The sequence below is a fragment of the Bacillus cereus group sp. RP29 genome (genome assembly GCF_040459765.1).
GTDB classification, from domain to species: Bacteria; Bacillota; Bacilli; order Bacillales; family Bacillaceae_G; genus Bacillus_A; species Bacillus_A paranthracis.
The window spans coordinates 2,047,071-2,069,554 of sequence record NZ_JARVHN010000001.1; the positions used below are offsets into that span (position 1 = coordinate 2,047,071).

The window sequence follows — 22,484 nt, forward strand, 5'->3', positions numbered from 1 at the left end:
ATCAGTGGGGATTGCCCCACTGATTAAGGTTTCAATTTATTTTACGTTGATTGGTAGTGGTGCATTAGGTGCTACTAGTTTTTGTTCGCGCATTTCTTCCCAGAATACTGCTGGAATTACTGTATTTAAGGCGTTTTGGTCTTCTACAATTCGTTCCGGTTTACTTGCACCAGGAACAACGGCAGCAACTGCTGGATTCGCTAGTGAAAATTGTAATGCAGCAGCTTTGATACTGATTTCGTGACGATCTGCAAGAGCTTTGATTTTCTCAACTTTTGCAATGATTTCTGGTGATGCTTTTTGATATTCGAAGTGAGCACCTCCAGCAAGAATACCTGAGCTATATGGGCCACCAACAACAATATCCATATTATGCTTAACAGCCGCAGGCATTACTCGTTGTAATGCACGCTCGTGGTCTAGTAATGAATAACGACCAGCTAGTAAGGATATATTTGGCTGCGCTTCTTCTAAATCAAGCATCAGTTCAATTGATTCTACTTTGTTTACTCCAAGTCCCCAGCCTTTAATAACGCCTTCTTCACGTAAACGTGTTAGTGCACGGAATGCTCCTGTTCGAGCTGTTTCAAATTGTGAAATCCACTCATCACCATAAAAGTCTTGTGCTAAATCATGAATGAAAACAAAGTCTAGACGATCTGTTTTTAAACGTTTCAAACTTTGCTCGATAGAACGAAGTGTTGCATCTGCACTATAGTCATTGATCATTTTATTTTTGCGGCCAAATTCGAAAAGTCCGCCTTTTTCACCTAAATCACGTGCAGATGGATCTTCTAGTTCATCTGAAATCGTTCGACCGACTTTTGTGCTTAAAAAGTAATCATCACGATTTCTTTTTGATAGTGCTTCGCCAAGACGAATTTCTGCTAAACCAGATCCATAAAGCGGAGCTGTATCAAAGTAACGAACGCCATTATCCCAAGCAGCATCCACTGTAGCGATTGCTTCTTCTTCTGGAATATTACGGTACATATTTCCTAGTGGTGCTGTACCAAAACCAATTTTTTCTTTTAGTAATTTACTCATTATTAATATCCTCCTAAAATGTATTTGAAAATTAATTCATCATTGTGAATGGATGTGAAAATGAAAATATGTCATTTCATCGTCGGACAAAATGTATGATAAAAATACTCACTTTAAAGTACCGGGACAAGAATGTAATTTCTAATACTGCATGACTCACTCAACTCTTACAAATGCTATTATGAAATGTATTTTACATAATGAAAAGTACGTACTTTAAAGTGATATAGATACTAAAAAGTAATACAGGTACTTTTTAGTGCCGTACTACTCATCTGCTGTTTACGTATGCTATTATGAAACATGTTTAATAGGATAAAAAGTACGTACTTTAAGGTGCTATAGATACTTAAAAGTAATATTTAAATCTTTAGCTTACTTGCCTTATCACATTATTAAAGGAGATTTTTATATGAAAACATACAATATTCCTGTAGAGGCGACTTTACAGGTTATCGGTGGGAAGTGGAAAGTAGTGATCCTTTGTCATTTAAAGAAAGATAAAAAGAGAACGTGCGAATTAAAACAATTAATGTCTGGTATTACACAAAAGATGTTAACGCAACAATTACGTGAATTAGAAGAAGATGGTGTAATCGAGAGAAAAGTGTATAACCAAGTGCCGCCAAAAGTAGAGTATTCGTTAACGGAATACGGTCATTCTTTAGATGCTATACTCGATTCTCTTTGTAACTGGGGAGAACATCATCTTGAAAAGAATGGCAACACGTCTATGCTCATTACAGCAGAATAAACAAGAAAAAAACGAACGAGAATACGTTCGTTTTTCTTTTTGTATATAGAAATATTTTTAAACGGCATAATTACTTTTTGGTAATATAGGTACTTTTTTGTGCTGTAGGAACTAAAATGTGCCGTATAGAAAATTATTTGTTTTTACGTAACAATAGAGAAGAAATTTAGAAAAAAGGAGGGAGATCGTGTGAAACAATACAATATACCGATAGAAGCAACTTTAGAAATTATCGGGGGAAAGTGGAAAGTCGTCATTTTATGTCACTTAACGAAAGGAACGAAGCGAACGAGCGAGTTGCAGCGTCTAATTCCTGAAATTTCTGTTAGAATGTTGACGCAACAATTACGTGAGCTAGAAGATGATGGTGTGATTACACGTGAAATCTATAAAGAAATTCCACCCCGAGTAGAATACTCCTTAACTGATTATGGGTGGTCTTTGCAAAATGTATTAAATCAATTGACCGTATGGGGAGAACGATGCATAGATAGAAAAAATAGTAAAGTTAAGTGAAATCTATATATGTAATATTGAAACGCCACCTATTGATGAGGTGGTGTTTTTTCAGTATAAAACTTTAGAAAGTTACTACGGTGAAAAGTAGGGATCTATACCAGAATAGCAGTTGTTTTAGCCGTGATGAATAATGGATTAAAGTTTTCATAGGTACTTAAAAGTGCCTTCATCACTTTAAAGTACGTACTATGCTTCATAATATAACCGTTTTATAATGACACTCGTAGCAAGAAGTCATAACGGTTTTAAGCTATGTTCAAAAAGACTTATTAACTAGTATAGTTTTTTGTTCAATTTTTTAGTAGGAGATGTTTATATGGTTGAAGAACTTTTTTATAAAAAAATACTTAAAAATCTTTTTTCAGATCCAGTTCAAATTACACTTTGGAATGGAGAAACAATACAATATGGAGAAGGGGAACCTCAATTTCATGTAACATTCCATAAGCCGCTTTCAAAAAAAGAGATTGCTAAGGATCCTTCTATTGCATTCGGTGAAGCATATATGAATGGGGATCTTGAAATAGAAGGGAATCTTGAAAAAGCAATTCAATCTATTTATAAAAGGCAGGATAGCTTTTTAGGTGATAGTAAGTTGCAATATTTCAAAAGTAAATGGAATTTCTCAAAACAAAAAAATAAAGATGATATTGCTTATCATTATGATATTGGGAACGATTTCTATAAATTATGGCTTGATGAAACAATGACATATTCTTGTGCGTATTTCCAAAATGAGCAAGATTCTTTAACGACAGCTCAGGATAATAAAGTGAATCATATTTTGAAAAAGTTGAACCTTCAAAAAGGTGATACGCTATTAGATATTGGTTGCGGGTGGGGTGAGCTCATTACAGCTGCCGCTAAGCAGTACGGTGTGAAAGCGATGGGAGTAACGTTAAGTGAGGAACAGTATGCTAAGACTTCCGAACGAATTAAACAAGAGGGACTTACGGATTTAGTTGAAGTATCTTTACTTGATTACCGTGATATTAAGAATCGTAAATTTGATAAAATTGTTAGTGTAGGTATGATTGAACATGTAGGAAAAGACAACATTACACAATACTTTGAGACAGTGAATGCACTACTAAATGATGGTGGGATTTCGCTACTTCATTGTATTACTTCTCCGGCCAATGGTGGTGCTACGAATGGTTGGATTGAAAAATATATATTCCCTGGCGGATATGTTCCTGCTGTTAACGAATTAATCACGAACATGACAAACGAACAATTTTACATTGTTGATGTGGAAAGCTTACGTAGACATTACGGGAAAACATTACAGCATTGGGCTCGAAATTTTGAAAACGTACTGGAGGAAGTTCGCAAAACGAAAGATGAGCGATTCATTCGTATGTGGCGCTTATATTTAAATGCATGTGCAGCTTCGTTCTTTACAGGTAATATTGATTTACATCAATTTGTATTTACAAAAGGTATTAACGATACAATTCCGATGACACGTTCTTATATGTATGAATAAGAGCATGTAATGAAGCAGCTCTGTAACTACTCATCGAGTGTAAATAAAATGATGGTAGAACATAAGTCTATAACTTAAAGTCGAGATCGGAATCAGAAAATGATTTCCATCTCGACTTTTTTATATATAATTTTAAAAACAAAACTATATACTTTTAATGATAAAAATATATAATAAATATAGAATCAAAAATTTATGAGCAAGGAAGTTGAAGAATATGACATTAACAATGGGCTTTATTGGATTTGGAAAATCAGCTAACCGCTATCACTTACCGTATGTGAATATACGTAAAAATATAAAAGTAAAAACGATTTTTGCTCGCCAAATTAATGAAGAATTAGCGGCTCCATATAAGGAAAAAGGTGTTAGTTTCACTACTAATTTGAACGAATTGTTGAATGATAAAGAAATCCAAGTGGTGACGGTCTGTACGCCAGCACATACGCATTACGAATTAGCGAAAAAAGTTATACTTGCTGGAAAATCAGTTATTGTGGAAAAACCATTTTGCGATACAGTGGGACATGCGAAAGAATTATTAGCTTTAGGACGAGAAAAAGGTGTAGTAGTTATGCCTTATCAAAACCGCCGTTTTGATGGTGATTTTTTAGCGGTGAAGCAAGTTGTGGAACAAGGATTCCTTGGTGATATTGTCGAGATTGAATCACATATTGATTATTTCCGTCCTGGTTCAATCACTCACGAAGGTCCGAAAGAAGAAGGTTCATTTTACAGTTTAGGTATTCATACGATGGACCGTATGATTTCACTGTTTGGCCGTCCAGATACGGTGACATACGATATTCGTAATAATGAAGTGGAAGGTGCGGTTGATAATTATTTCGATGTTGGTCTACATTACGGAAATAAGTTGAAAATTAAATTGAAAACGAACCATGTTGTAGCGAAAGATTATCCGCGCTTTATCGTTCATGGAACAAATGGATCGTTTATTAAATATGGTGAAGATCAGCAGGAAAATGATTTGAAAGCGGGTATTATGCCTGAGAGTGCAGGATTTGGTGAAGATTCGCCGATGTACTATGGAATTGCGAAATATCGCAATGCAAACGGTGATTGGATTGAAAAACAAATTAAAACGCCGCTTGGTGATTACGGTCGTTTTTATGATGCAGCGTATGAAACAATTGTAAATGGTGCACCAAAGCTTGTGAAAGACGAAGAAGCGGTAACGAATATTGAAATCTTAGAAAACGGATTTGCTGCGCCATCACCTTCCGTTTACAAACTTGAGGCTTTAAACTTAAATGAATAGAAGAGGGAATACAGCATAAAGGAGGTATGGAAATGGCAAGCGGATCCACACAAGTAAAATACCTCGGCATTTATCAAAAAATGAAACAGCAAATTTTAGACGGCGAATATAAGATTAACGAAAAAATTCCAAGTAGCCCCGTCCTTGCTGAAGAATTTGATGTTTCTGTCCTTACTATAAAAAAGGCGCTGGATCTGTTAGTTAGAGACGGCTACATCATTCGCCGGCGCGGAAGTGGAACGGTCGTTCAAGATTGGCGTCAGCAAGAAAAGGCGCGAATGATTCAAACTTTAACAGGTACAAAAGCTGTTTATGGCAGTGAGGTAGAAAGTAAAATTATTGAGTTTACGATTGTCGGTGCCGATGAAGTCATTGCTGAAAAATTGGGTATTTCAGTAGGGGATTTTGTATATAAAATCATCCGCCTCCGCATCATTCACAGTATTCCAACGATTATGGAGCATACATGGATGCCGATTTCGGTCATTCCAGGTGTTGATGTTTCTGTTTTAGAGGAATCAATCTACTCCCACATTCAAAATAAACTAGGTCTTCAAGTGGGAACATCCGTTGTTAGGGTTAAAGGAATTCGCCCGGATGATAAAGAAAAGCAGTTTATGAACTTAACAAATCAAGATTTCCTAATGAGAGTGGAACAGGTGGCCTACTTAACGGATGGACGCACTTTTGAATACTCTTACGCCGATCATTTGCCGGAAACCTTTGAATTCGAAACAGTTATTACTGCAAAAAGTTATAAAGAGGTATAAAAAATAGGTTGGGGCACGTATTGCCTCAACCTATTTTCTGTTTTCAATATAGTAGGAACAGCTATTATTCATCTGCTGTAATCAGCATGGATGTGTTCCCGGTTTTTTCAAGATGAACTTCTCCCCAAGTGCAGAGGGAATCAAGTATGGCTCCTAAAGACGAACCGTAATCCGTTAAAGAATACTCTACTTTCGGTGGCACTTGGTCATATACTTTCCTTTGGATTACACCATCTTCTTCTAGTTCCCGTAATTGTTGTGTTAACATTTTTTGTGTAATACCAGGCATTAAACGTTTTAATTCACTCGTTCTTTTTGTTCCTTTTTTTAAATGGCAAAGAATAACAACCTTCCACTTTCCGCCAATAACTTCTAAAGTCGCTTCTACAGGAATATTGTATGTCTTCATAAAAAAACTCCTTTGATGAATGTAGATTACAGTTTTGGACTTACATACGCTTTAATAATAAAATTATTTCTTTTTAGTGCCTATAACACTTTAAAGTGCGCACTATTTATTGTGCGAAATATCGTTCATAATAACCGATGTAGAACTGCACTAGAAAGTTTATATGTTACTTTTTAGTACCTATAACACTTTAAAGTACGTACTTTTTATTATGCGGAATATCGTTCATACTAACACATGTAAGTAAGAAATGAATAAAATGTACTTTGAAGTGCATTTGGAATGGGTCGGCATAACACTATGGGGACATTCACAAAAAATGATTAATTAATCCAAGACTTAACATTTGATTAATAGAACTGTAAGGTTTAAAATTACAGTATAGATTTAAGAAGTGAGTTGTCATCATCTGTAAAATGTAGTTTCAACTATTTTATAAAAGAAGCATGCAAAGAACTGAGTAGTAAAAAATAAACGAAACATTGCCGAATAACTAACATTACGTGAATTTGATTCTAAACTGTAATTTTTTTTAATACATTTCAACAAACGATATTTAAAGTGTACATTTTATAAAGAACATTAAAGGAGTGAGTGAAATATGGTGGTTTTATATACAACAGCAAGCTGTGGTTCATGCCGAAAAGCGAAAGCATGGCTGGAAGAGAATCAAATTGATTATACTGAAAAAAATATCGTATCCAATTCTATGACAGTGGATGAACTTAAATCCATTCTTCGTTTAACTGAAGAGGGTGCCACTGAAATAATTTCAACTAGATCCAAAACTTTTCAAGACTTAAATATAAATATAGATGAGCTTTCGCTGAATGAATTTTATCAATTAATAATTGAGCATCCGCTAATGTTGCGTCGCCCAATTATGCTGGACGAGAAAAGATTACAGATTGGTTTTAATGACGAAGAAATTCGTAAATTTTTACCACGTAGCGTTCGAACATTTTTAAATATTGAACTGCAAAAGTTGGCTAATTAATAAGTAATGGTATGAGAGAGAAATTTTTTGAAAGGAGGAAACTGAAGGTGATAGAAGTATGCGTTACAGTGAATTATAAAGATAGAAACTATCAAACAAATGTTATTGTAAGCAAAGATACGGTGTGGACAAAAATTAAACAATTGGCAGAAGAACAAGTCAAAAAACAGTGGGATTTTTAAATATGATTATCAAAAAAATGAAGTTATAGGTTAGAGATTATAACTAAATCCAAGACTTTTCAGGACTTAAATATAGATAAGAAATTTGTTTGAAAGGAGGAAGCAGGAAATGATAGAAGTATGTGTTACAGTCAATTATAACGATAGAAATTATCAAACAAATGTTATTGTAAGCAAAGATACGATATGGACAAAAATTAAACAGTTGGCAGAAGAGCAAGTGAAGAAACAATGGAGTCTTTAAATGTATGTTTAACTTAAAAAGCTAAAGGGAGTTATGGAATCTATTTCTTTATGCTAAGAGTGGTTCTTATATATTTTAACGTCTGGCTAACCTATCTGTAATATTTATGGCTACAGTATGTTAATATAGGAGAAATAATATTTTTGATCGTAGGAGGAAAACAATGAGCAGCGACTTTACTTTGGCCATACACAGTTTAACTTATTTAGCTTTACAGCCAGACAGGATGTCAACAAGTAATGCTATTTCAGAAAGTGCGGGGGTTCACCCAGTACGCATTCGCAAAGTGCTAAGTTTGTTAAAAAAACATAAGTTTATACAATCGAAAGAGGGGACTGGTGGCGGTTTTATTTTCGCCCGAGATTTAGATGAAGTTAATCTTTGGCATATTTATCAAATAACCTCTGAAGGTGCATTGCAGCCTAAGTGCCCAGAATCAAATGATCAGTGTATTGTAGGTTCAAACATGCGAAAAGTGCTGTTCACTATTTTCTTAGGTGCGGAAGAACATCTAGGTGAATACTTAAAGAATTATACAATGAAAGAAGTTGTTGATCTTATCAATCAAGAACGTTAAGTGGCTTACTTGTTATATAGAGACGTAAGTTCTTACCATTGAAATGTAATGGAAAATATTACAGTTTAATTTCGTTTTTATCGTCACAAAAAATATTTATAAGAAGGTGAAAAAGTATGATGTCAAATAATAATCAAGTTTTAAAAGTAGGAGATTGGGTTCGTGGAATATCAAATGAGGGCGAATTCATAGTTGGTTACATTGTATCACTTGATGAAGCGGAAGATATAGTTACAGTTAGTATTGTGAAACGTGACGACAAGTACACAATAAACGAAGCGATTTTACTCTTTAGTAAACATGTTAACAAACTTCCTGAATCAAAGGTAATCAATAAGGAGCAAATCCTTTATCTGATAGACCTTGCATTATTAACAGGAGACGAAGAATGGTTTATCGAGCTTTCTTCAAAATTAAACTCAATAAAAGAGCTAGTTAACGAAGGATTTTAAAGATTACATGATTTGCTTTTAATAGGTTGAATCGTGCAATAATCAATAATATCATCTCTAAGGAAATGATATAAAAACGATTCATTATAAATATAGCAATATTCCTGAAGAAGAGTTGAAAAAACTCGAATTAAGATTACATTGCATTCAGTTGTTTGCACACCTCTGATAACAATTGTTATGTAAATAAGCTGCCCGATATGGGCAGCTTATTGTATTTTTGCGTTTAGCGTAGGTTTTTGTAAAATGTTAGCGGTCCTCTTATTGCCATCAAGTAAAAGGTAGCTTCCTAAAAATGTATATGAATGCAATGTCGATAATATATATCCTGAAAATTGGTTGGTATATTCAAAAAGATATTTCTTTTTAACCACATTAATTATTTGTTAGAATATCTTTTTAAATTAAAATAAATTTTTTTGACAAAGAAGAATATAAGTATCTTTATAATAAGTAACTTGGATAAATAATATGTGACTGTGTTTTATGCTAATTCATTCAGTTTTAAGCGATAGGAACAAGGGTTGCATGCGAACTGTAAAATGTTATCTATGTAAAATTATATCCAATTAATATTTCTGAAAATATAAAAATATTAATTTTATAAATATACACGTTATAATGAGGGCGTCGAGAGAAATTTTATTATCTCTGGAGAAAATATAAAAAATGCGATTATTAGTAAGAAAGGTGTGTGATTAGAGGCGAAATGAATGTAATGTGCTTCAGTGGCTTGTGTAAGCAATATTATCAGTGCTACCGAAGTTATGAAAGTTAATGTATAGAATTGAGAAAGAAATGCCTCGCAAATGAAGAGAGGCCGGTTTAGCTAAAATTACTGTTAAAAGTAAAAAAGAGAAACCATTAAAGTAATACACTGTTATTAGAAATGTTGCAACGTATTTATGAAGTCTATTCTATATTGTTCTCTTAAGGGGTCTTTATATAAAGAGCGGATATTACGAGTAAACTTTTTTGTGAACGCTAACAATTATATTAGGACGCTAATTAGCGAATGTTTCAATTTGGATTCATTATGATGAAGGACATACAATGTGGGGCAACTTGTAAGGAATTCATTTTCCGGAAAGGGAATATTTGTTAGATGCAAAGAGAGATGCAGGAATAGATACAAGGGGGAGTTATTATATGAACGGGAATACTGCAAAGAAAATAGAAGTTCAAGCTGAAAATACCGCACTAAACAATGAGCAATATGCAGATCCGAAAAAGTGGCATAAGCAGGATACTACATGGGCACTCAGTCTATTTGGAACTGCAATTGGAGCAGGGGTGCTCTTTTTACCGATTAATGCAGGTTCAGGTGGTTTATTATCTTTACTGCTAATTACATTGCTTGCATATCCAGTTATGTACTACTCACATAGGGCGCTTGCTAAAATGATATACGCTTCTAATTCTGCTGATGAGGGGATCACAGGTACAATTAGAGAGTATTTTGGAAATAAAGCGAGTATCATTTTTAACATCGTATATTTCGGTTCAATTTATACAATCGTACTAATGTATTCGGTTGCGCTTACAAACACTGCAAGTAGTTTTATCGTGCATCAATTGCACATGCCAGAACCTCCAAGAGCAATTTTATCACTTGTATTAGTTCTTGGTCTTATCGCTATACTAAATTTTGGTCAAGATATTACTGTAAAGGTAATGAGTATGTTAGTGTATCCTTTCATCGTTTCTCTACTGTTTATCGCAATATCTTTAATTCCACAGTGGAATACGTCAATGCTTAGTTTTTCAGCTGTTTCAACTGCTTCAACAGGAACAGGCTATTTTGGGACGATATTGATGATTCTACCAATCATCGTATTCTCATTTAATCATTCACCTATGATTTCATCATTTGTTGTGAAACAGAGAGCTACGTATGGAATCGAAGCCACTGATGCGAAATGTGCGCAAATACAAAAGGTTTGTTATATCATGACATTCGCTGTTGTTATGTTCTTCGTTTGGAGTAGCGCATTGAGCTTGACTCCAGAGGATATAAAAATGGCAAAAGAACAAAACTTATCAATTCTTTCATATCTTGCGAATGAGCTTAATTCGCCTGTAATCACGATTGCAGCTCCAATTATTGCTTTTGTGGCTATTACAAAGTCATTCCTTGGCCATTATATCGGAGCATTTGAAGTAATGCGTGACATGATTATTAAGTTTGGTAAATCACGTGGAAAAGATATTGAAGAAAAAACAATTAAGACAATAATCCTTACTTTTGTTGTATTATCATGCTGGTTTGTTGCTTATACAAATCCAAGTATTCTTGGACTTATTGATTCTCTAAGCGGTCCATTAGTTGCTGCTATCTTATGTCTATTACCGATGTATGCGATTCAAAAAGTACCGGTATTAGCTAAGTACAAAGGGAAAATGAGTAACGTATTTGTTATTATTGTAGGTGTACTTACTGTTTTAGCAAGTATTAAGTCATTATTCTAATTCACGATTTTTGATTTTAGTGTCAAAGTAGTGGAATATGAAATATCTATTTTGGGACAAACTTCTCACGTTGGAGAGTTTGTCCTTTTTATTTAATCTATCAACAAACAGCCACCTTTTCAGAGATAAGGTGACTGTTTCGGTATTAATTTGTTTTAATTATTCACGTCTAAATGGACCTTTTGGAGCAATTAGCTCTAAATTAGTACCATCTGGATCACGGAAGTAGGCAACGCCTGTACCAAATCCAGATTTCAAGCCATCTTCTTCTTGGAAGATAATTGGCTCTCCATCTGGTTCTACCCCAATTGCTTTTAGACGTTCTACAGCGGCATCGATATCTTCTACTTCAAAACAAAGATGCATCGCACTAATTTGATCATTTGAGTAAGATGCTTTATCTGATTTAGGGGCAACGTATTCTAGAATGTCGATGTTCAAATTGTCTAAGTGTAGATTGGCATATTTAATACGAGTATCTTCAAGTCCTTGTGTTTGCGCCATTCTTGTTCCGCCAATTTCATCAATGTTTGATACTTTCTTACCTGTTAATGCTTCATAAAAAACGATAGATTTTTCTAAATTGCTTACTGTAATTCCGACGTGATTTACTTGTGAAAAGCCTGCTGTTTTTTCACTCATTTTTGTTACCTCCTATTTTTAGGTGGTGTAATGTATCGTTTCACCAATCTTTTACTGTAATTAAAATGGGCCTTTAGTTGAAGTTCTATTCTAATTCGTTTTTAACAACTCAAAAGAAATATAAGAGTATTTTGTAGATAAGAAAAGAATCTAGTATCGGCTAGGTTCTTTTATTTTTCGTTTGTTTTTATACAAAAATTTGATGGGCTTGCATTACAGCCATTGAGCAAAAAAGTTTGATATGAAAAATATTATTCTTTAGTACATACATTTTTAAGATGTTAAATATATTTCATAGTAGTCTCTGTAAGATAGGGATAAGTAAAATAGTACTTTAAAGTACCTATAGCACTTTAAAGTGCGTACTTTTTATAATTTTGAATATCATTCATAATAGCACCAGTAAGAAGAAAACAAGCTTTTCGGTACTAATTACCAATGATGTTATAACAGTTTATTTAGATTCAGATTGTTTAAAAGGTTGTACGATATGGCCTAATAATTTCAAAAAAATGTCGGTGTGGCATAAAACAATTATGGAGGTTAAAAATATGAGTTCTTCAAATTTGAATGAAATAAGTAAACAAATTTTAAAAGAGGAGGAAACACTTCAATTTTCCTCTTTTACAAATGAAGATGCGTTGCAACTAGGTTTATTTATCGTGGAAACAGCAAAGCAAGAGGGTAAAGTGATTGCTGTTGATATAACAAAAAACGGTGTGCAATTATTTCATTTCAAGATGACAGGGACAAATGCGGAAAATACGAAATGGATTGAGCGTAAAAAGCGAGTCGTTTCCCTGCATGATCGTAGCTCGTATTATATGCAGATACAAAGTGAAATAACTGGAATTTTATATAATGAAAAATATCTTTTAGATACTTCAGAATATGCTGCGTTTGGTGGATGTTTTCCTATCAGAGTAAAAAACGTAGGGGTTATTGGAATGATAACAGTATCAGGACTACCACCAGAAGAAGATCACGAATTGGTAATAAGAGCAGTTAAAAATCATTTGAATCAATAGCTGTAGTTAGTGAATAGATAATTAATTTTAGGGGGCAATACTATGCCATTAATTGAACTAAATACTTGGCCAACGATGTCAACAGAAGAAAAGAAGGAATTCATTTATAATGTAACGGAACTTACAATAAAACGATTAAAAATTGTCCCTGACAAAATTCAAGTGTTGATAACGGAACTTGAGAAAGAAAATTGGGGGAAAGCTGGGGCTGTAGCAAGTGATGCTACCTTTGCTGAGAAAAGTAGGGTGTCCAATTGGGAGACAAAAGAGTCCTACGATACATCGTCTGGTAACGTTGATGGAATGGCTATTATTAAGATTGATATATGGAATACATTTGATCAAGAGACGAAGGATAAGTGGGTAAATGAGCTTACACAATTAACCTCTAAATATACGCATGCACCTTTGGATAAAGTGCTAATTCTTATTCGTGAAATGATTCCAGGAAACTGGGGGCAAAGTGGTGTAACGGGAGCCGATAAAGATTTCCTTTCCAAAAGTCGTACATTTTAATGAATTAATAAAAAGGCAAAAATGAACATATTTCTGTTCGTTTTTGCCTTTTTTATTATTTGTTTGTGATAATGAACATGATCCTTTACATTTTCAAGTAATAGCCTCTAAAGTCGCCTCTCTAGGAAGAGAGTATTTCTCCATATGAAACCTTTCTTCGTTGAATGTAGATGTTAATTTTGGAGCAAAATAAGCTAGGTTATATAAATGTTACTTTTTAGTACCTATAGTACTTTAAAGTACGTACTTTTTATTATGTTAAATATGATTCATAATAGCACATGTGAGAGGGAAACAAGCTTTATGGTACTAGTAATTAACTATGTTACTTTTTAGTACCTACAGCACTTTAAAGTGCGTACTATTCATTATGTTAAATATATTTCATAATAGTACATGTAGGAGAGAGACAAGCTTTACGGTACTAAAAAGTATCTATAGTACTTTAAAGTGCGTTCTTTAAAAAGAGAATGAAACCATTCATAATAGCGTTTGTAGAGATTAAATATATGTTTTGAAAGATAAAAAGGCCTTTTTATCGCACTATTATGATAGGAATTATAGGGAAGAGGGGAAATCAATTGAATTCATATACAGCATCGTCTTCAGAAGTTCAGACGAATCGAAGAAGTATATTTGCGTTATTAGCGCTAGCAATTAGTGCGTTCGGGATTGGGACAACTGAATTTGTTAGTGTCGGTTTATTACCATCTATTTCGGAAGATTTACATGTGTCGGTGACAACAGCTGGTTTAACAGTTTCTTTATATGCGTTAGGCGTAGCATTTGGTGCTCCGGTATTAACGTCGTTAACAGCTAATATGTCACGAAAAACGTTATTAATGTGGATTATGATTATTTTCATTATTGGTAATGGAATTGCAGCTGTCGCAACAAGTTTCACTGTATTACTTATTGCGCGAATTGTTTCTGCACTTTCGCATGGTGTGTTTATGTCAATTGGTTCAACGATTGCTGCGGCACTTGTACCAGAAAATAAACGTGCTAGCGCCATTGCCATTATGTTTACTGGTGTAACAGTTGCAACTATTACAGGAGCACCAATTGGAACATTTATTGGTCAACAATTTGGCTGGAGAACATCATTTTTAGCAATTGTAGTAATTGGAATTATTGCCTTAATCGCAAATAGTATTCTCATTCCATCTAATATGAAAAAAGGTGCGTCTGTATCATTCCGCGATCAGTTTAAATTAATTACAAACGGAAGACTGTTACTAGTTTTCATCATTACTGCATTAGGATATGGGGGAACATTCGTAACATTTACGTATTTATCTCCGTTATTACAAGAAGTAACAGGATTTAAAGCTAATACGGTTACTATCATTTTATTAGTGTATGGAATCGCCATTGCAATAGGGAATGTGATTGGCGGGAAATTATCGAATCATAATCCGATTCGAGCGCTATTTTACATGTTCTTTATTCAAGCGATTATATTATTTGTTTTAACATTTACAGCACCATTTAAGGTAGCGGGGTTAATCACAATTATTTTTATGGGACTATTCGCATTTATGAATGTTCCAGGGTTACAAGTATATGTCGTAATGTTAGCTGAACGATTTGTACCGAGTGCTGTCGATGTTGCATCGGCAATTAATATTGCGGCGTTTAACGCCGGGATTGCTCTTGGTGCTTATTTAGGTGGTATTGTAACGAATTCGTTAGGGTTAATTCATACTGCTTGGGTAGGCGGCATTATGGTAGTAGGTGCTGTTATTTTAACAGCATGGAGCATGTCATTAGAAAAACGAGATCAAGTAAAATAAAAGGAGAGAAAATATAATGAAAAACTTACAAAGTACAACAACATTGCATAACGGTGTAGAAATGCCTTGGTTTGGTTTAGGTGTATTTAAAGTAGAAGAAGGACCAGAGCTTGTAGAAGCAATTAAATCAGCAATTAAGGCAGGATACCGTAGCATCGATACAGCTGCGATTTATGGAAATGAAGCAGCTGTAGGTGAAGGAATTCGCGCTGGTATTGAAGCGACTGGAATTTCAAGAGAAGAATTATTTATCACTTCAAAAGTATGGAACGCAGACCAAGGATACGAAGAAACAATTGCTGCATATGAAGAGAGTTTAAAAAAATTACAACTAGATTATTTAGATTTATATCTTGTTCACTGGCCTGTAGAAGGGAAATATAAAGATACGTGGAGAGCGTTAGAAACGCTTTATAAAGAAAAGCGTGTACGTGCAATTGGCGTAAGTAACTTCCAAATTCATCACCTGCAAGATGTAATAAAAGATGCAGAAATTAAGCCAATGATCAACCAAGTAGAATACCATCCTCGTTTAACACAAAAAGAATTACAAGCTTTCTGTAAAGAACAAGGTATTCAAATGGAAGCATGGTCACCACTAATGCAAGGTCAATTATTAGATAATGAAACATTACAGGCAATTGCTGAGAAATACGGTAAAACAACAGCACAAGTGATTTTACGTTGGGATCTTCAAAATGGAGTAATTACAATTCCAAAATCAACGAAAGAACACCGTATTATTGCAAACGCTGATGTATTTAACTTTGAATTAACGAAAGAAGATATGGAAAAAATCGATGCGTTAAACCAAAATCACCGCGTTGGTCCAGACCCTGATAACTTTGATTTCTAAGATTAAAGAATGAGTAAAAAGAGTGCAAAGTTGCACTCTTTTTTATTTTCTATTCAATAAAATGTTTCTGTTTATTTGATTAGCGTTTATATTATGGCTGTTGAATTGCTTTTGGCTATGTAGAGAACTTACTCTAAGACAGTATTAAAGTTTGCCATGTAATCATGCATTCTATAATATGTATGCTATAGCATGTATATTGCAAGTTATTTGGAGGTGGCATATGGACTTATATGAGTGAACAGGGTATCTTGTTCATCGCACTGATGTGAAATTAACAAAATATATAATGTAAGTTTTTAATCACATATTGATTATAAATTTTATCTTTTATATGCTATAGCATATAAAATTCGCCTCTTAAATTGTAATGGCGAAAATTTAAATAATACAGTAGATATATTATGAAACGAGGAGATTTTAGTTATGGAAAAATTTATATTAGCGTTTGATAGAGAGCTTGTAATTGCAGAAAAAAAAGACTCAACATGGAGTGTCCAATCACAGTTTGTAGGTGCGAATCCAGTTGCGTTAGCTTTAGATCCATACGATTCAGAAAGAATGTATTGTGGTACTTTTGATAGAGGATTATGGAGAAGTAAAGATGGAGGAAGTTCATGGGAAGCGATTGGAACTTTACCTTCCTTCGGTGAAGTGTTCCCAGCTAATGCTATTCATATGAGAGCTATTACAGCAGTTGCTGTATCTCCAGCAAAGGGAGATGACGGTAACGGGATCGTATATGTAGGAACTGAACCGAGCGCCATGTTTGTATCTAAAAATGGAGGAGACAGCTTTGAACTGCTAACGGATTATCGACAAATGCCATCGTATTCATCATGGTTCTTTCCTCAACGAACATATACGCACCACGTAAAACATATTGAAATTGATGCTAATAATTCAGAAACTATATATACAACGATTGAGGTTGGGGGATTAATTAAAAGTGTAGATGGAGGTAAGACGTGGACTGAGGAAAAAGAGGGGAACTACCCTCAAGATATTCACATTCTTACATCACATCGCAATGCTCCAAATCGTTTATACGGGGTGTTAGGTGATTCATTCTTGAAAGAACCAGGTCAAGAGTATGCGGAGAGTAATGATGGAGGTAAGACGTGGAACTATATGTGTAGTGGGCTAAAGCATCATTACGCATATCAAATGGCAGTTAATCCAAATGATCCAGAAAATATTATTATCGCGACATCTTCAAATCCACACGTAGCACACGATTACAATAATGGAAATTGTGAATCATTTATTTATAAGAAAGAAAAAGATCAGCCTTGGTCAGAAATGAATGCAGGTTTACCAACTCCTAAGGGCACAATCATACCAGTATTAAAGGCAACAAGTGATGGAACGTTCTATTTATTTAGTAATAAAGGGGTTTATAAGTCGGTAGATGGCGGTTCAAATTGGACGTCATTAGATATTCCATGGGAGAACAGATTTATGGAACAACACCCTTATGAGATGTTAATTATTAAATAAGTAATGAGTATAATTTTTACAACTATTCATTAAGTATGGTTATTTGAATTGAATTTGAAAATGTAAAAAGCTAGGTAATGCGTTATTCGTGTTACCTGGCTTTTTTGACTATCAATTTAAGGTTATTTTCATATTTGTGTAAATATGAAACACGTAGAATATCTGAATGGAGAATGGGTAAAATAGTACCGAATAATGTTATAAGGCTTTTTAGGGAAACTGAAGAAAGCAGTGTGTTTAGATTTAGAATGACTGGCAATGGGTGTTAAGAAGTTCAATGATTTAAAAATGAACTCTTTTAAACGCATATTATCTATGAGATGTATGATTTTGAAGAATATTAAAACTCAGGAGGAATTGAATTATGACAAAAGATTTCTATACTGCACTGAAAGAAAGACGTACTTACTATGGGATTAATAAAGAGGTAAAAGTATCGGATGAAAAAATTAAAGAAATCGTGGAGTTTGCTGTGAAATATACTCCATCTGCTTTCAATTCTCAAACTGCGCGATTAGTTGTATTATTTGGTGAAGCTCATGATAAACTATGGGATATTACAACTGAAACATTAAGAAAAGTAGTAGGAGATGGAGATTTTTCAGGAACGCAACAAAAAATGGATTCCTTTAAAGCTGGTTATGGAACAGTACTATTCTTTGAAGATGAGGCAATAGTGAAATCGCTTCAAGAAAAATTTGCTGCATATGCTGAAAACTTCCCAATTTGGTCACACCAAGCATCAGGTATGCACCAACTAGTCGTGTGGACAGGTTTAGAAGCAGAGGGATTAGGGGCATCTTTACAACATTATAATCCATTAATCGACGATGAGGTAAAACAAGAATGGAATGTTCCTTCTAATTGGAAACTCATTGCACAAATGCCATTTGGTAATCCAACAGCTGCACCAGGAGAAAAAGAATTCCAACCGCTTGAAGAGCGTGTGAAATTTCATAAATAATTAACTGTTCTCTAAAGGATAATTTAAAATTCATATCCTAATTAGGATACATACAAATATTTTTGTGAAAAAAGAATCCATTTTCAAAATGGATTCTTTTTTAGGTAATAGGAAAATATTCGTATTTATAAATTAATTAGTAATTCTTTAAGATGTATATATTTTATATAGGAGAGAAACAATAATTTTTGGGGACGGGGTGTAATAGTAACTATGTAGGAGGGATAGGGGTGATGAAAAAATGGATATTTTATTAGCGATTTTACCAGCGTTATTTTGGGGGAGTATTGTACTCTTTAACGTTAAATTGGGCGGAGGACCCTATAGTCAAGTACTTGGAACAACTTTTGGTGCACTTCTTTTCTCAATAGGTATTTATATTTTTGTAAAACCAGTGTTAACGCCAATGGTAATTGGAGTAGGAATTGTATCAGGGTTATTTTGGGCATTGGGACAAGCTAATCAATTAAAAAGTATTGATTTAATTGGAGTTTCTAAAACAATGCCTATTTCAACCGGGATGCAATTAGTGTCAGCTACTTTATTTGGAGTAATCGTATTTCATGAATGGTCCACAACAACGTCTGTTATATTAGGTGTTCTGGCACTTATTTGTATCATAATCGGAATCGTTCTTACATCACTCCCAAATTCAGAAGAGAAACAACAAGCACAAGCAGGGAACTTAAAAAGAGGGATTTTAATTTTATTGGTATCTACTTTTGGCTATTTAGTTTATGTAGTCGTAATACGATTATTTAATATAGACGGATGGTCAGCATTATTGCCGCAAGCAATCGGCATGGTGTTAGGTGGAATCCTGCTAACATTTAAGCATCGACCATTCAATAAATATGCCATTCGTAATATTATTCCTGGCTTAATTTGGGCAGCCGGAAATATGTTTTTATTTATATCACAGCCGCGTGTAGGGGTAGCTACAAGCTTCTCCCTTTCCCAAATGGGGATTGTAATCTCAACTTTAGGTGGCATTTTTATATTAGGTGAAAAGAAAACAAAACGTCAGTTTAATGCGATTATCATTGGAATTATTTTTATTGTCGCAGCTGGAGTTATGTTAGGAATTGCAAAAGGATAAAGAGGAGGAAAAAATTATGTATACAGATTTAAAAGGAAAAGTAGTTGTTATTACAGGTGCTGCAAAAGGTCTTGGAAGAGCAATGGCAGTTCGTTTTGGAGAAGAACAAGCAAAGGTTGTAGTAAATTATCGATCTGATGAATCGGAAGCGAAAGAATTAGTAGACGAGATTAAAAAAGTAGGGGGGGAAGCTATTGCGATAAAAGGAGATGTAACAGTCGAATCGGATGTTATCAATCTCGTGCAGTCAGCAGTGAAAGAATTTGGTACACTAGATGTCATGATTAATAATGCAGGTATCGAAAATCCGGTACCTTCACATGAAATGCCATTACGTGATTGGAATAGAGTAATTAATACGAATTTAACAGGCGCTTTCTTAGGAAGCCGCGAAGCAATTAAATATTTCGTAGAGAACGATATTAAAGGGTCAGTTATTAATATGTCAAGCGTTCACGAGCAAATTCCATGGCCATTATTTGTTCACTATGCAGCAAGTAAAGGTGGTATTAAGCTAATGACAGAAACATTAGCACTAGAGTATGCACCAAAAGGAATTCGTGTAAATAATATTGGACCGGGTGCTATCAATACGCCAATTAATGCTGAGAAATTTGCAGATCCAGAAAAACGTGCGGATGTTGAAAGTATGGTTCCAATGGGATATATCGGAGAACCAAAAGAAATTGCAGCTGTAGCGGTATGGCTTGCTTCTTCGCAAGCGAGTTATGTAACAGGTATTACACTGTTTGCTGATGGCGGCATGACTCTATATCCATCCTTCCAAGCTGGACGCGGATGAGTAATTGTATAACAGGATTTTTTCAGAGATTATAGAATCAGTCTTTAAAGTGATTTTTTACTTTAGGAATATCTTTCAGAGTGACGGATATAATGAATCTCATATAAAAAATCATGCGAAAAATATGGATTAATTTTTATATAAAATTCTTATATTAAAACAAAAGGGCATCCAATTAGAGGGTACCCTTTGTTTTATAGTTTTTATTTTTAACGATGGTAAGGTATTGGAAATTATTGATGCCATTGTTGCCATGTTTGATGAGGATAATGTTGATGCCATTGATTCCAATTCATATAATGTGGCCACATTGTATGATGCCATTGTCCCCAAGGTACATAATGGGAAGGGTACATTGAATTATCAGCTCCTTTATAAAGAATCTATATATTTTATGTTTTTTTACTTTTAAGGAGCTTGTTTCTGTATAATATGGGCATCTTGCATTAGAACCCGATGAGCTGGGGATTTAGTTGAAATGGTTACAGAAGATAATTTAAAAGAAATTTATTGGGAAAATAATAATTATAAGCTTGTAACAGCGGAGAATTATTATTTTCTTCTCGATAAGTTAACTAGAGATAAATGGTTTAATCGTGAAGTAAATGAATAGAGAAAACATGAATAAAAACGTTATTTTAATCTCAAAGAGAATTGAAAAAATAGAAGAGAACGGCATCAGTAATGACACCTTGCGCTAGCGTACTTACGTAGATGATTGAACAAAGGAAAAAGCAATTACTAAACATATTCCAAAAGAACAAGGTTGGAAGGTAATAACTATTGTTAAGGAATTCAGAGTTATGATTTGTAAAAGATTACATGGGGGAGGTTAAGTACTTCGACATTAGAAGCTAAAGTGTAAATACCATTAATAATTTATGTTCGTGTCAGTTTTCAGAAGTATTTGTAGTATACATGTGATTTACTGAGGCTTTGATTAAGAAGATGCATAAATCGCTAATAAATACCTAATTTCATTAGAGTATATGTTTATAAAAACGAAAATTAGGCCCTGCCTGTAATAGAGGTGGAACATAAAGCTACAGTTATAGTGTAATGAGAATGAAAATGTTATACGGAAATGAATCTAATAAAAATTCATTTATTTTTTTAAAGGAAAAGCAGTTAGTAAAAGCTAACTGCTTCGTGAATAAGAAGAACACAATGGTTATTCGTATTCGACCTTGGTGTATCTATAGTATTACCATGTATTTAAAAAATTATTCAATACAAAAGCAGTTAGCGAAGGCTAACTGCTTCATTTAAACTTATTAAAACCAAACAACTCAATTATTGATTAATCAACCACGTCCAGCTTGGAAGGATGGATATAGAGTCATGCCGCCATCAGCAAACAGTGTAATACCTGTTACATAACTCGCTTGTGAAGAAGCAAGCCATGCTGCTACTGCTGCAATTTCTTTCGGTTCTCCGATATATCCCATTGGAACCATACTTTCAACATCGGCACGTTTTTCTGGATCTGCAAATTTTTCAGCATTAATCGGTGTATTAATGGCACCTGGTCCAATATTATTTACACGAATTCCTTTTGGTGCATATTCTAGTGCTAATGTTTCTGTCATTAGCTTAACACCACCTTTACTTGCTGCATAGTGAACAAATAATGGCCATGGAATTTGTTCGTGAACGCTTGACATGTTAATAACTGACCCTTTAATATCGTTCTCCACAAAATATTTAATTGCTTCTCGGCTTCCTAAGAAAGCCCCTGTTAAATTCGTATCAATGACTCTATTCCAATCACTTAATGGCATTTCATGTGAAGGTACCGGATTTTCAATACCTGCATTATTAATCATGACATTTAGTGTACCAAATTCTTTTACAGCAGATTGAATTAGATTAATCATATCTGATTCAACTCTTACATCTCCTTGTACAGCAATGGCTTCTCCACCAGCTTGCTTAACTGCTTGTACTACTTCATTTGCTTCTGATTCGTTTGAATAATAATTAATTACAACTTTCGCTTGTTCTTCTCCAAAACGGATTGCCATTGCTCTTCCAAGACCAGTTGCACCACCTGTAATAACAACTACTTTATCTTTTAAATCTGTATACATAAT

At 34.2% G+C, this 22,484-nt stretch carries 25 protein-coding genes; 21 read left to right on the forward strand and 4 right to left on the reverse strand.

Features of this window, described 5'->3' with window-relative positions:
* Window positions 1–36: 36 nt before the first annotated feature.
* Complete coding sequence (locus tag QCI47_RS10785; RefSeq protein WP_309422862.1) at window positions 37–1,047, reverse strand: aldo/keto reductase; 1,011 nt, start codon at window positions 1,045–1,047, stop codon at window positions 37–39.
* Between the two features lie 412 nt (window positions 1,048–1,459).
* Here QCI47_RS10785 and QCI47_RS10790 point away from each other — a divergent pair, with 412 nt between their 5' ends.
* The 5 genes from QCI47_RS10790 to QCI47_RS10810 all read left to right on the forward strand — a co-directional run bounded on the left by QCI47_RS10790 (window position 1,460) and on the right by QCI47_RS10810 (window position 5,858).
* Window positions 1,460–1,801: a winged helix-turn-helix transcriptional regulator gene (locus QCI47_RS10790; RefSeq protein WP_000860838.1), complete on the forward strand. Its 342-nt coding sequence runs from the start codon at window positions 1,460–1,462 to the stop codon at window positions 1,799–1,801.
* A gap of 189 nt (window positions 1,802–1,990) precedes the next feature.
* Window positions 1,991–2,317 carry a winged helix-turn-helix transcriptional regulator gene (locus QCI47_RS10795; protein WP_000816333.1) on the forward strand — a complete coding sequence of 109 codons (327 nt, stop codon included), beginning with the start codon at window positions 1,991–1,993 and terminating at the stop codon, window positions 2,315–2,317.
* A gap of 319 nt (window positions 2,318–2,636) precedes the next feature.
* Window positions 2,637–3,809: a cyclopropane-fatty-acyl-phospholipid synthase gene (locus QCI47_RS10800; protein ID WP_098671917.1), complete on the forward strand. Its 1,173-nt coding sequence runs from the start codon at window positions 2,637–2,639 to the stop codon at window positions 3,807–3,809.
* A 217-nt stretch (window positions 3,810–4,026) separates the two neighbouring features.
* Window positions 4,027–5,088 carry an oxidoreductase gene (locus QCI47_RS10805; RefSeq protein WP_214328233.1) on the forward strand — a complete coding sequence of 354 codons (1,062 nt, stop codon included), beginning with the start codon at window positions 4,027–4,029 and terminating at the stop codon, window positions 5,086–5,088.
* A 32-nt stretch (window positions 5,089–5,120) separates the two neighbouring features.
* Window positions 5,121–5,858, forward strand: coding sequence for a GntR family transcriptional regulator (locus tag QCI47_RS10810; RefSeq protein ID WP_000146304.1), 738 nt, complete (start codon window positions 5,121–5,123; stop codon window positions 5,856–5,858).
* 64 nt (window positions 5,859–5,922) lie between these two features.
* Here the strand turns inward: QCI47_RS10810 and QCI47_RS10815 are convergent, their stop codons facing one another.
* Window positions 5,923–6,267 carry a winged helix-turn-helix transcriptional regulator gene (locus QCI47_RS10815; RefSeq protein ID WP_000860835.1) on the reverse strand — a complete coding sequence of 115 codons (345 nt, stop codon included), beginning with the start codon at window positions 6,265–6,267 and terminating at the stop codon, window positions 5,923–5,925.
* A 601-nt stretch (window positions 6,268–6,868) separates the two neighbouring features.
* Between QCI47_RS10815 and spxA the strand changes: the two genes are divergently transcribed.
* From spxA to QCI47_RS10845, 6 genes are all read left to right on the forward strand, one after another.
* Window positions 6,869–7,264 (forward strand): transcriptional regulator SpxA, encoded by a 396-nt coding sequence (gene spxA, locus QCI47_RS10820; protein ID WP_000261183.1) that lies wholly within the window; start codon window positions 6,869–6,871, stop codon window positions 7,262–7,264.
* Window positions 7,265–7,311: 47 nt separating this feature from the next.
* Window positions 7,312–7,446: a BA3454 family stress response protein gene (locus tag QCI47_RS10825; RefSeq protein WP_000573519.1), complete on the forward strand. Its 135-nt coding sequence runs from the start codon at window positions 7,312–7,314 to the stop codon at window positions 7,444–7,446.
* 109 nt (window positions 7,447–7,555) lie between these two features.
* Window positions 7,556–7,690: a BA3454 family stress response protein gene (locus QCI47_RS10830; protein WP_000573531.1), complete on the forward strand. Its 135-nt coding sequence runs from the start codon at window positions 7,556–7,558 to the stop codon at window positions 7,688–7,690.
* Between the two features lie 163 nt (window positions 7,691–7,853).
* A complete protein-coding gene (saiR, locus tag QCI47_RS10835) occupies window positions 7,854–8,267 on the forward strand; it encodes an Rrf2-family transcriptional regulator SaiR (RefSeq protein ID WP_000093217.1) in 414 nt (137 codons plus the stop codon).
* A 116-nt stretch (window positions 8,268–8,383) separates the two neighbouring features.
* Window positions 8,384–8,719, forward strand: coding sequence for an IDEAL domain-containing protein (locus tag QCI47_RS10840; RefSeq protein WP_000987468.1), 336 nt, complete (start codon window positions 8,384–8,386; stop codon window positions 8,717–8,719).
* Window positions 8,720–9,868: 1,149 nt separating this feature from the next.
* On the forward strand, window positions 9,869–11,188 hold the full coding sequence (locus QCI47_RS10845) for an aromatic amino acid transport family protein (RefSeq protein ID WP_001014180.1): 1,320 nt from the start codon (window positions 9,869–9,871) through the stop codon (window positions 11,186–11,188).
* 159 nt (window positions 11,189–11,347) lie between these two features.
* Here QCI47_RS10845 and QCI47_RS10850 read toward each other — a convergent pair whose 3' ends face one another.
* On the reverse strand, window positions 11,348–11,830 hold the full coding sequence (locus QCI47_RS10850) for a VOC family protein (protein WP_001291681.1): 483 nt from the start codon (window positions 11,828–11,830) through the stop codon (window positions 11,348–11,350).
* Window positions 11,831–12,342: 512 nt separating this feature from the next.
* Between QCI47_RS10850 and QCI47_RS10855 the strand changes: the two genes are divergently transcribed.
* From QCI47_RS10855 to QCI47_RS10900, 10 genes are all read left to right on the forward strand, one after another.
* Window positions 12,343–12,858, forward strand: coding sequence for a heme-degrading domain-containing protein (locus QCI47_RS10855; protein ID WP_141543446.1), 516 nt, complete (start codon window positions 12,343–12,345; stop codon window positions 12,856–12,858).
* 42 nt (window positions 12,859–12,900) lie between these two features.
* Window positions 12,901–13,374: a tautomerase family protein gene (locus QCI47_RS10860; RefSeq protein WP_098671914.1), complete on the forward strand. Its 474-nt coding sequence runs from the start codon at window positions 12,901–12,903 to the stop codon at window positions 13,372–13,374.
* A 581-nt stretch (window positions 13,375–13,955) separates the two neighbouring features.
* Window positions 13,956–15,170: an MFS transporter gene (locus tag QCI47_RS10865; protein WP_001089895.1), complete on the forward strand. Its 1,215-nt coding sequence runs from the start codon at window positions 13,956–13,958 to the stop codon at window positions 15,168–15,170.
* 16 nt (window positions 15,171–15,186) lie between these two features.
* Window positions 15,187–16,026 (forward strand): aldo/keto reductase, encoded by an 840-nt coding sequence (locus QCI47_RS10870; RefSeq protein ID WP_000793586.1) that lies wholly within the window; start codon window positions 15,187–15,189, stop codon window positions 16,024–16,026.
* 426 nt (window positions 16,027–16,452) lie between these two features.
* Entirely contained in the window at window positions 16,453–17,526 is a 1,074-nt protein-coding gene (locus QCI47_RS10875; RefSeq protein WP_353811776.1) for a WD40/YVTN/BNR-like repeat-containing protein, read from the forward strand.
* Window positions 17,527–17,890: 364 nt separating this feature from the next.
* Entirely contained in the window at window positions 17,891–18,490 is a 600-nt protein-coding gene (locus QCI47_RS10880) for a nitroreductase family protein (protein WP_000158931.1), read from the forward strand.
* Between the two features lie 241 nt (window positions 18,491–18,731).
* A complete protein-coding gene (locus tag QCI47_RS10885) occupies window positions 18,732–19,589 on the forward strand; it encodes a RhaT/GlcU family sugar-proton symporter (RefSeq protein WP_000353541.1) in 858 nt (285 codons plus the stop codon).
* 16 nt (window positions 19,590–19,605) lie between these two features.
* Entirely contained in the window at window positions 19,606–20,391 is a 786-nt protein-coding gene (gene gdh / locus QCI47_RS10890; protein WP_000287793.1) for a glucose 1-dehydrogenase, read from the forward strand.
* 226 nt (window positions 20,392–20,617) lie between these two features.
* Window positions 20,618–20,803 (forward strand): hypothetical protein, encoded by a 186-nt coding sequence (locus QCI47_RS10895; protein ID WP_353811777.1) that lies wholly within the window; start codon window positions 20,618–20,620, stop codon window positions 20,801–20,803.
* A gap of 66 nt (window positions 20,804–20,869) precedes the next feature.
* The gene (locus QCI47_RS10900) at window positions 20,870–21,004 is read left to right on the forward strand and encodes a hypothetical protein (RefSeq protein WP_255285332.1); all 135 of its coding nucleotides are present in this window, start codon (window positions 20,870–20,872) and stop codon (window positions 21,002–21,004) included.
* 691 nt (window positions 21,005–21,695) lie between these two features.
* On the opposite strand, the gene gdh (QCI47_RS10905) is transcribed toward QCI47_RS10900, so the two are convergent.
* Window positions 21,696–22,481 (reverse strand): glucose 1-dehydrogenase, encoded by a 786-nt coding sequence (gene gdh, locus QCI47_RS10905; RefSeq protein ID WP_098671912.1) that lies wholly within the window; start codon window positions 22,479–22,481, stop codon window positions 21,696–21,698.
* Between the last annotated feature and the right edge of the window lie 3 nt (window positions 22,482–22,484).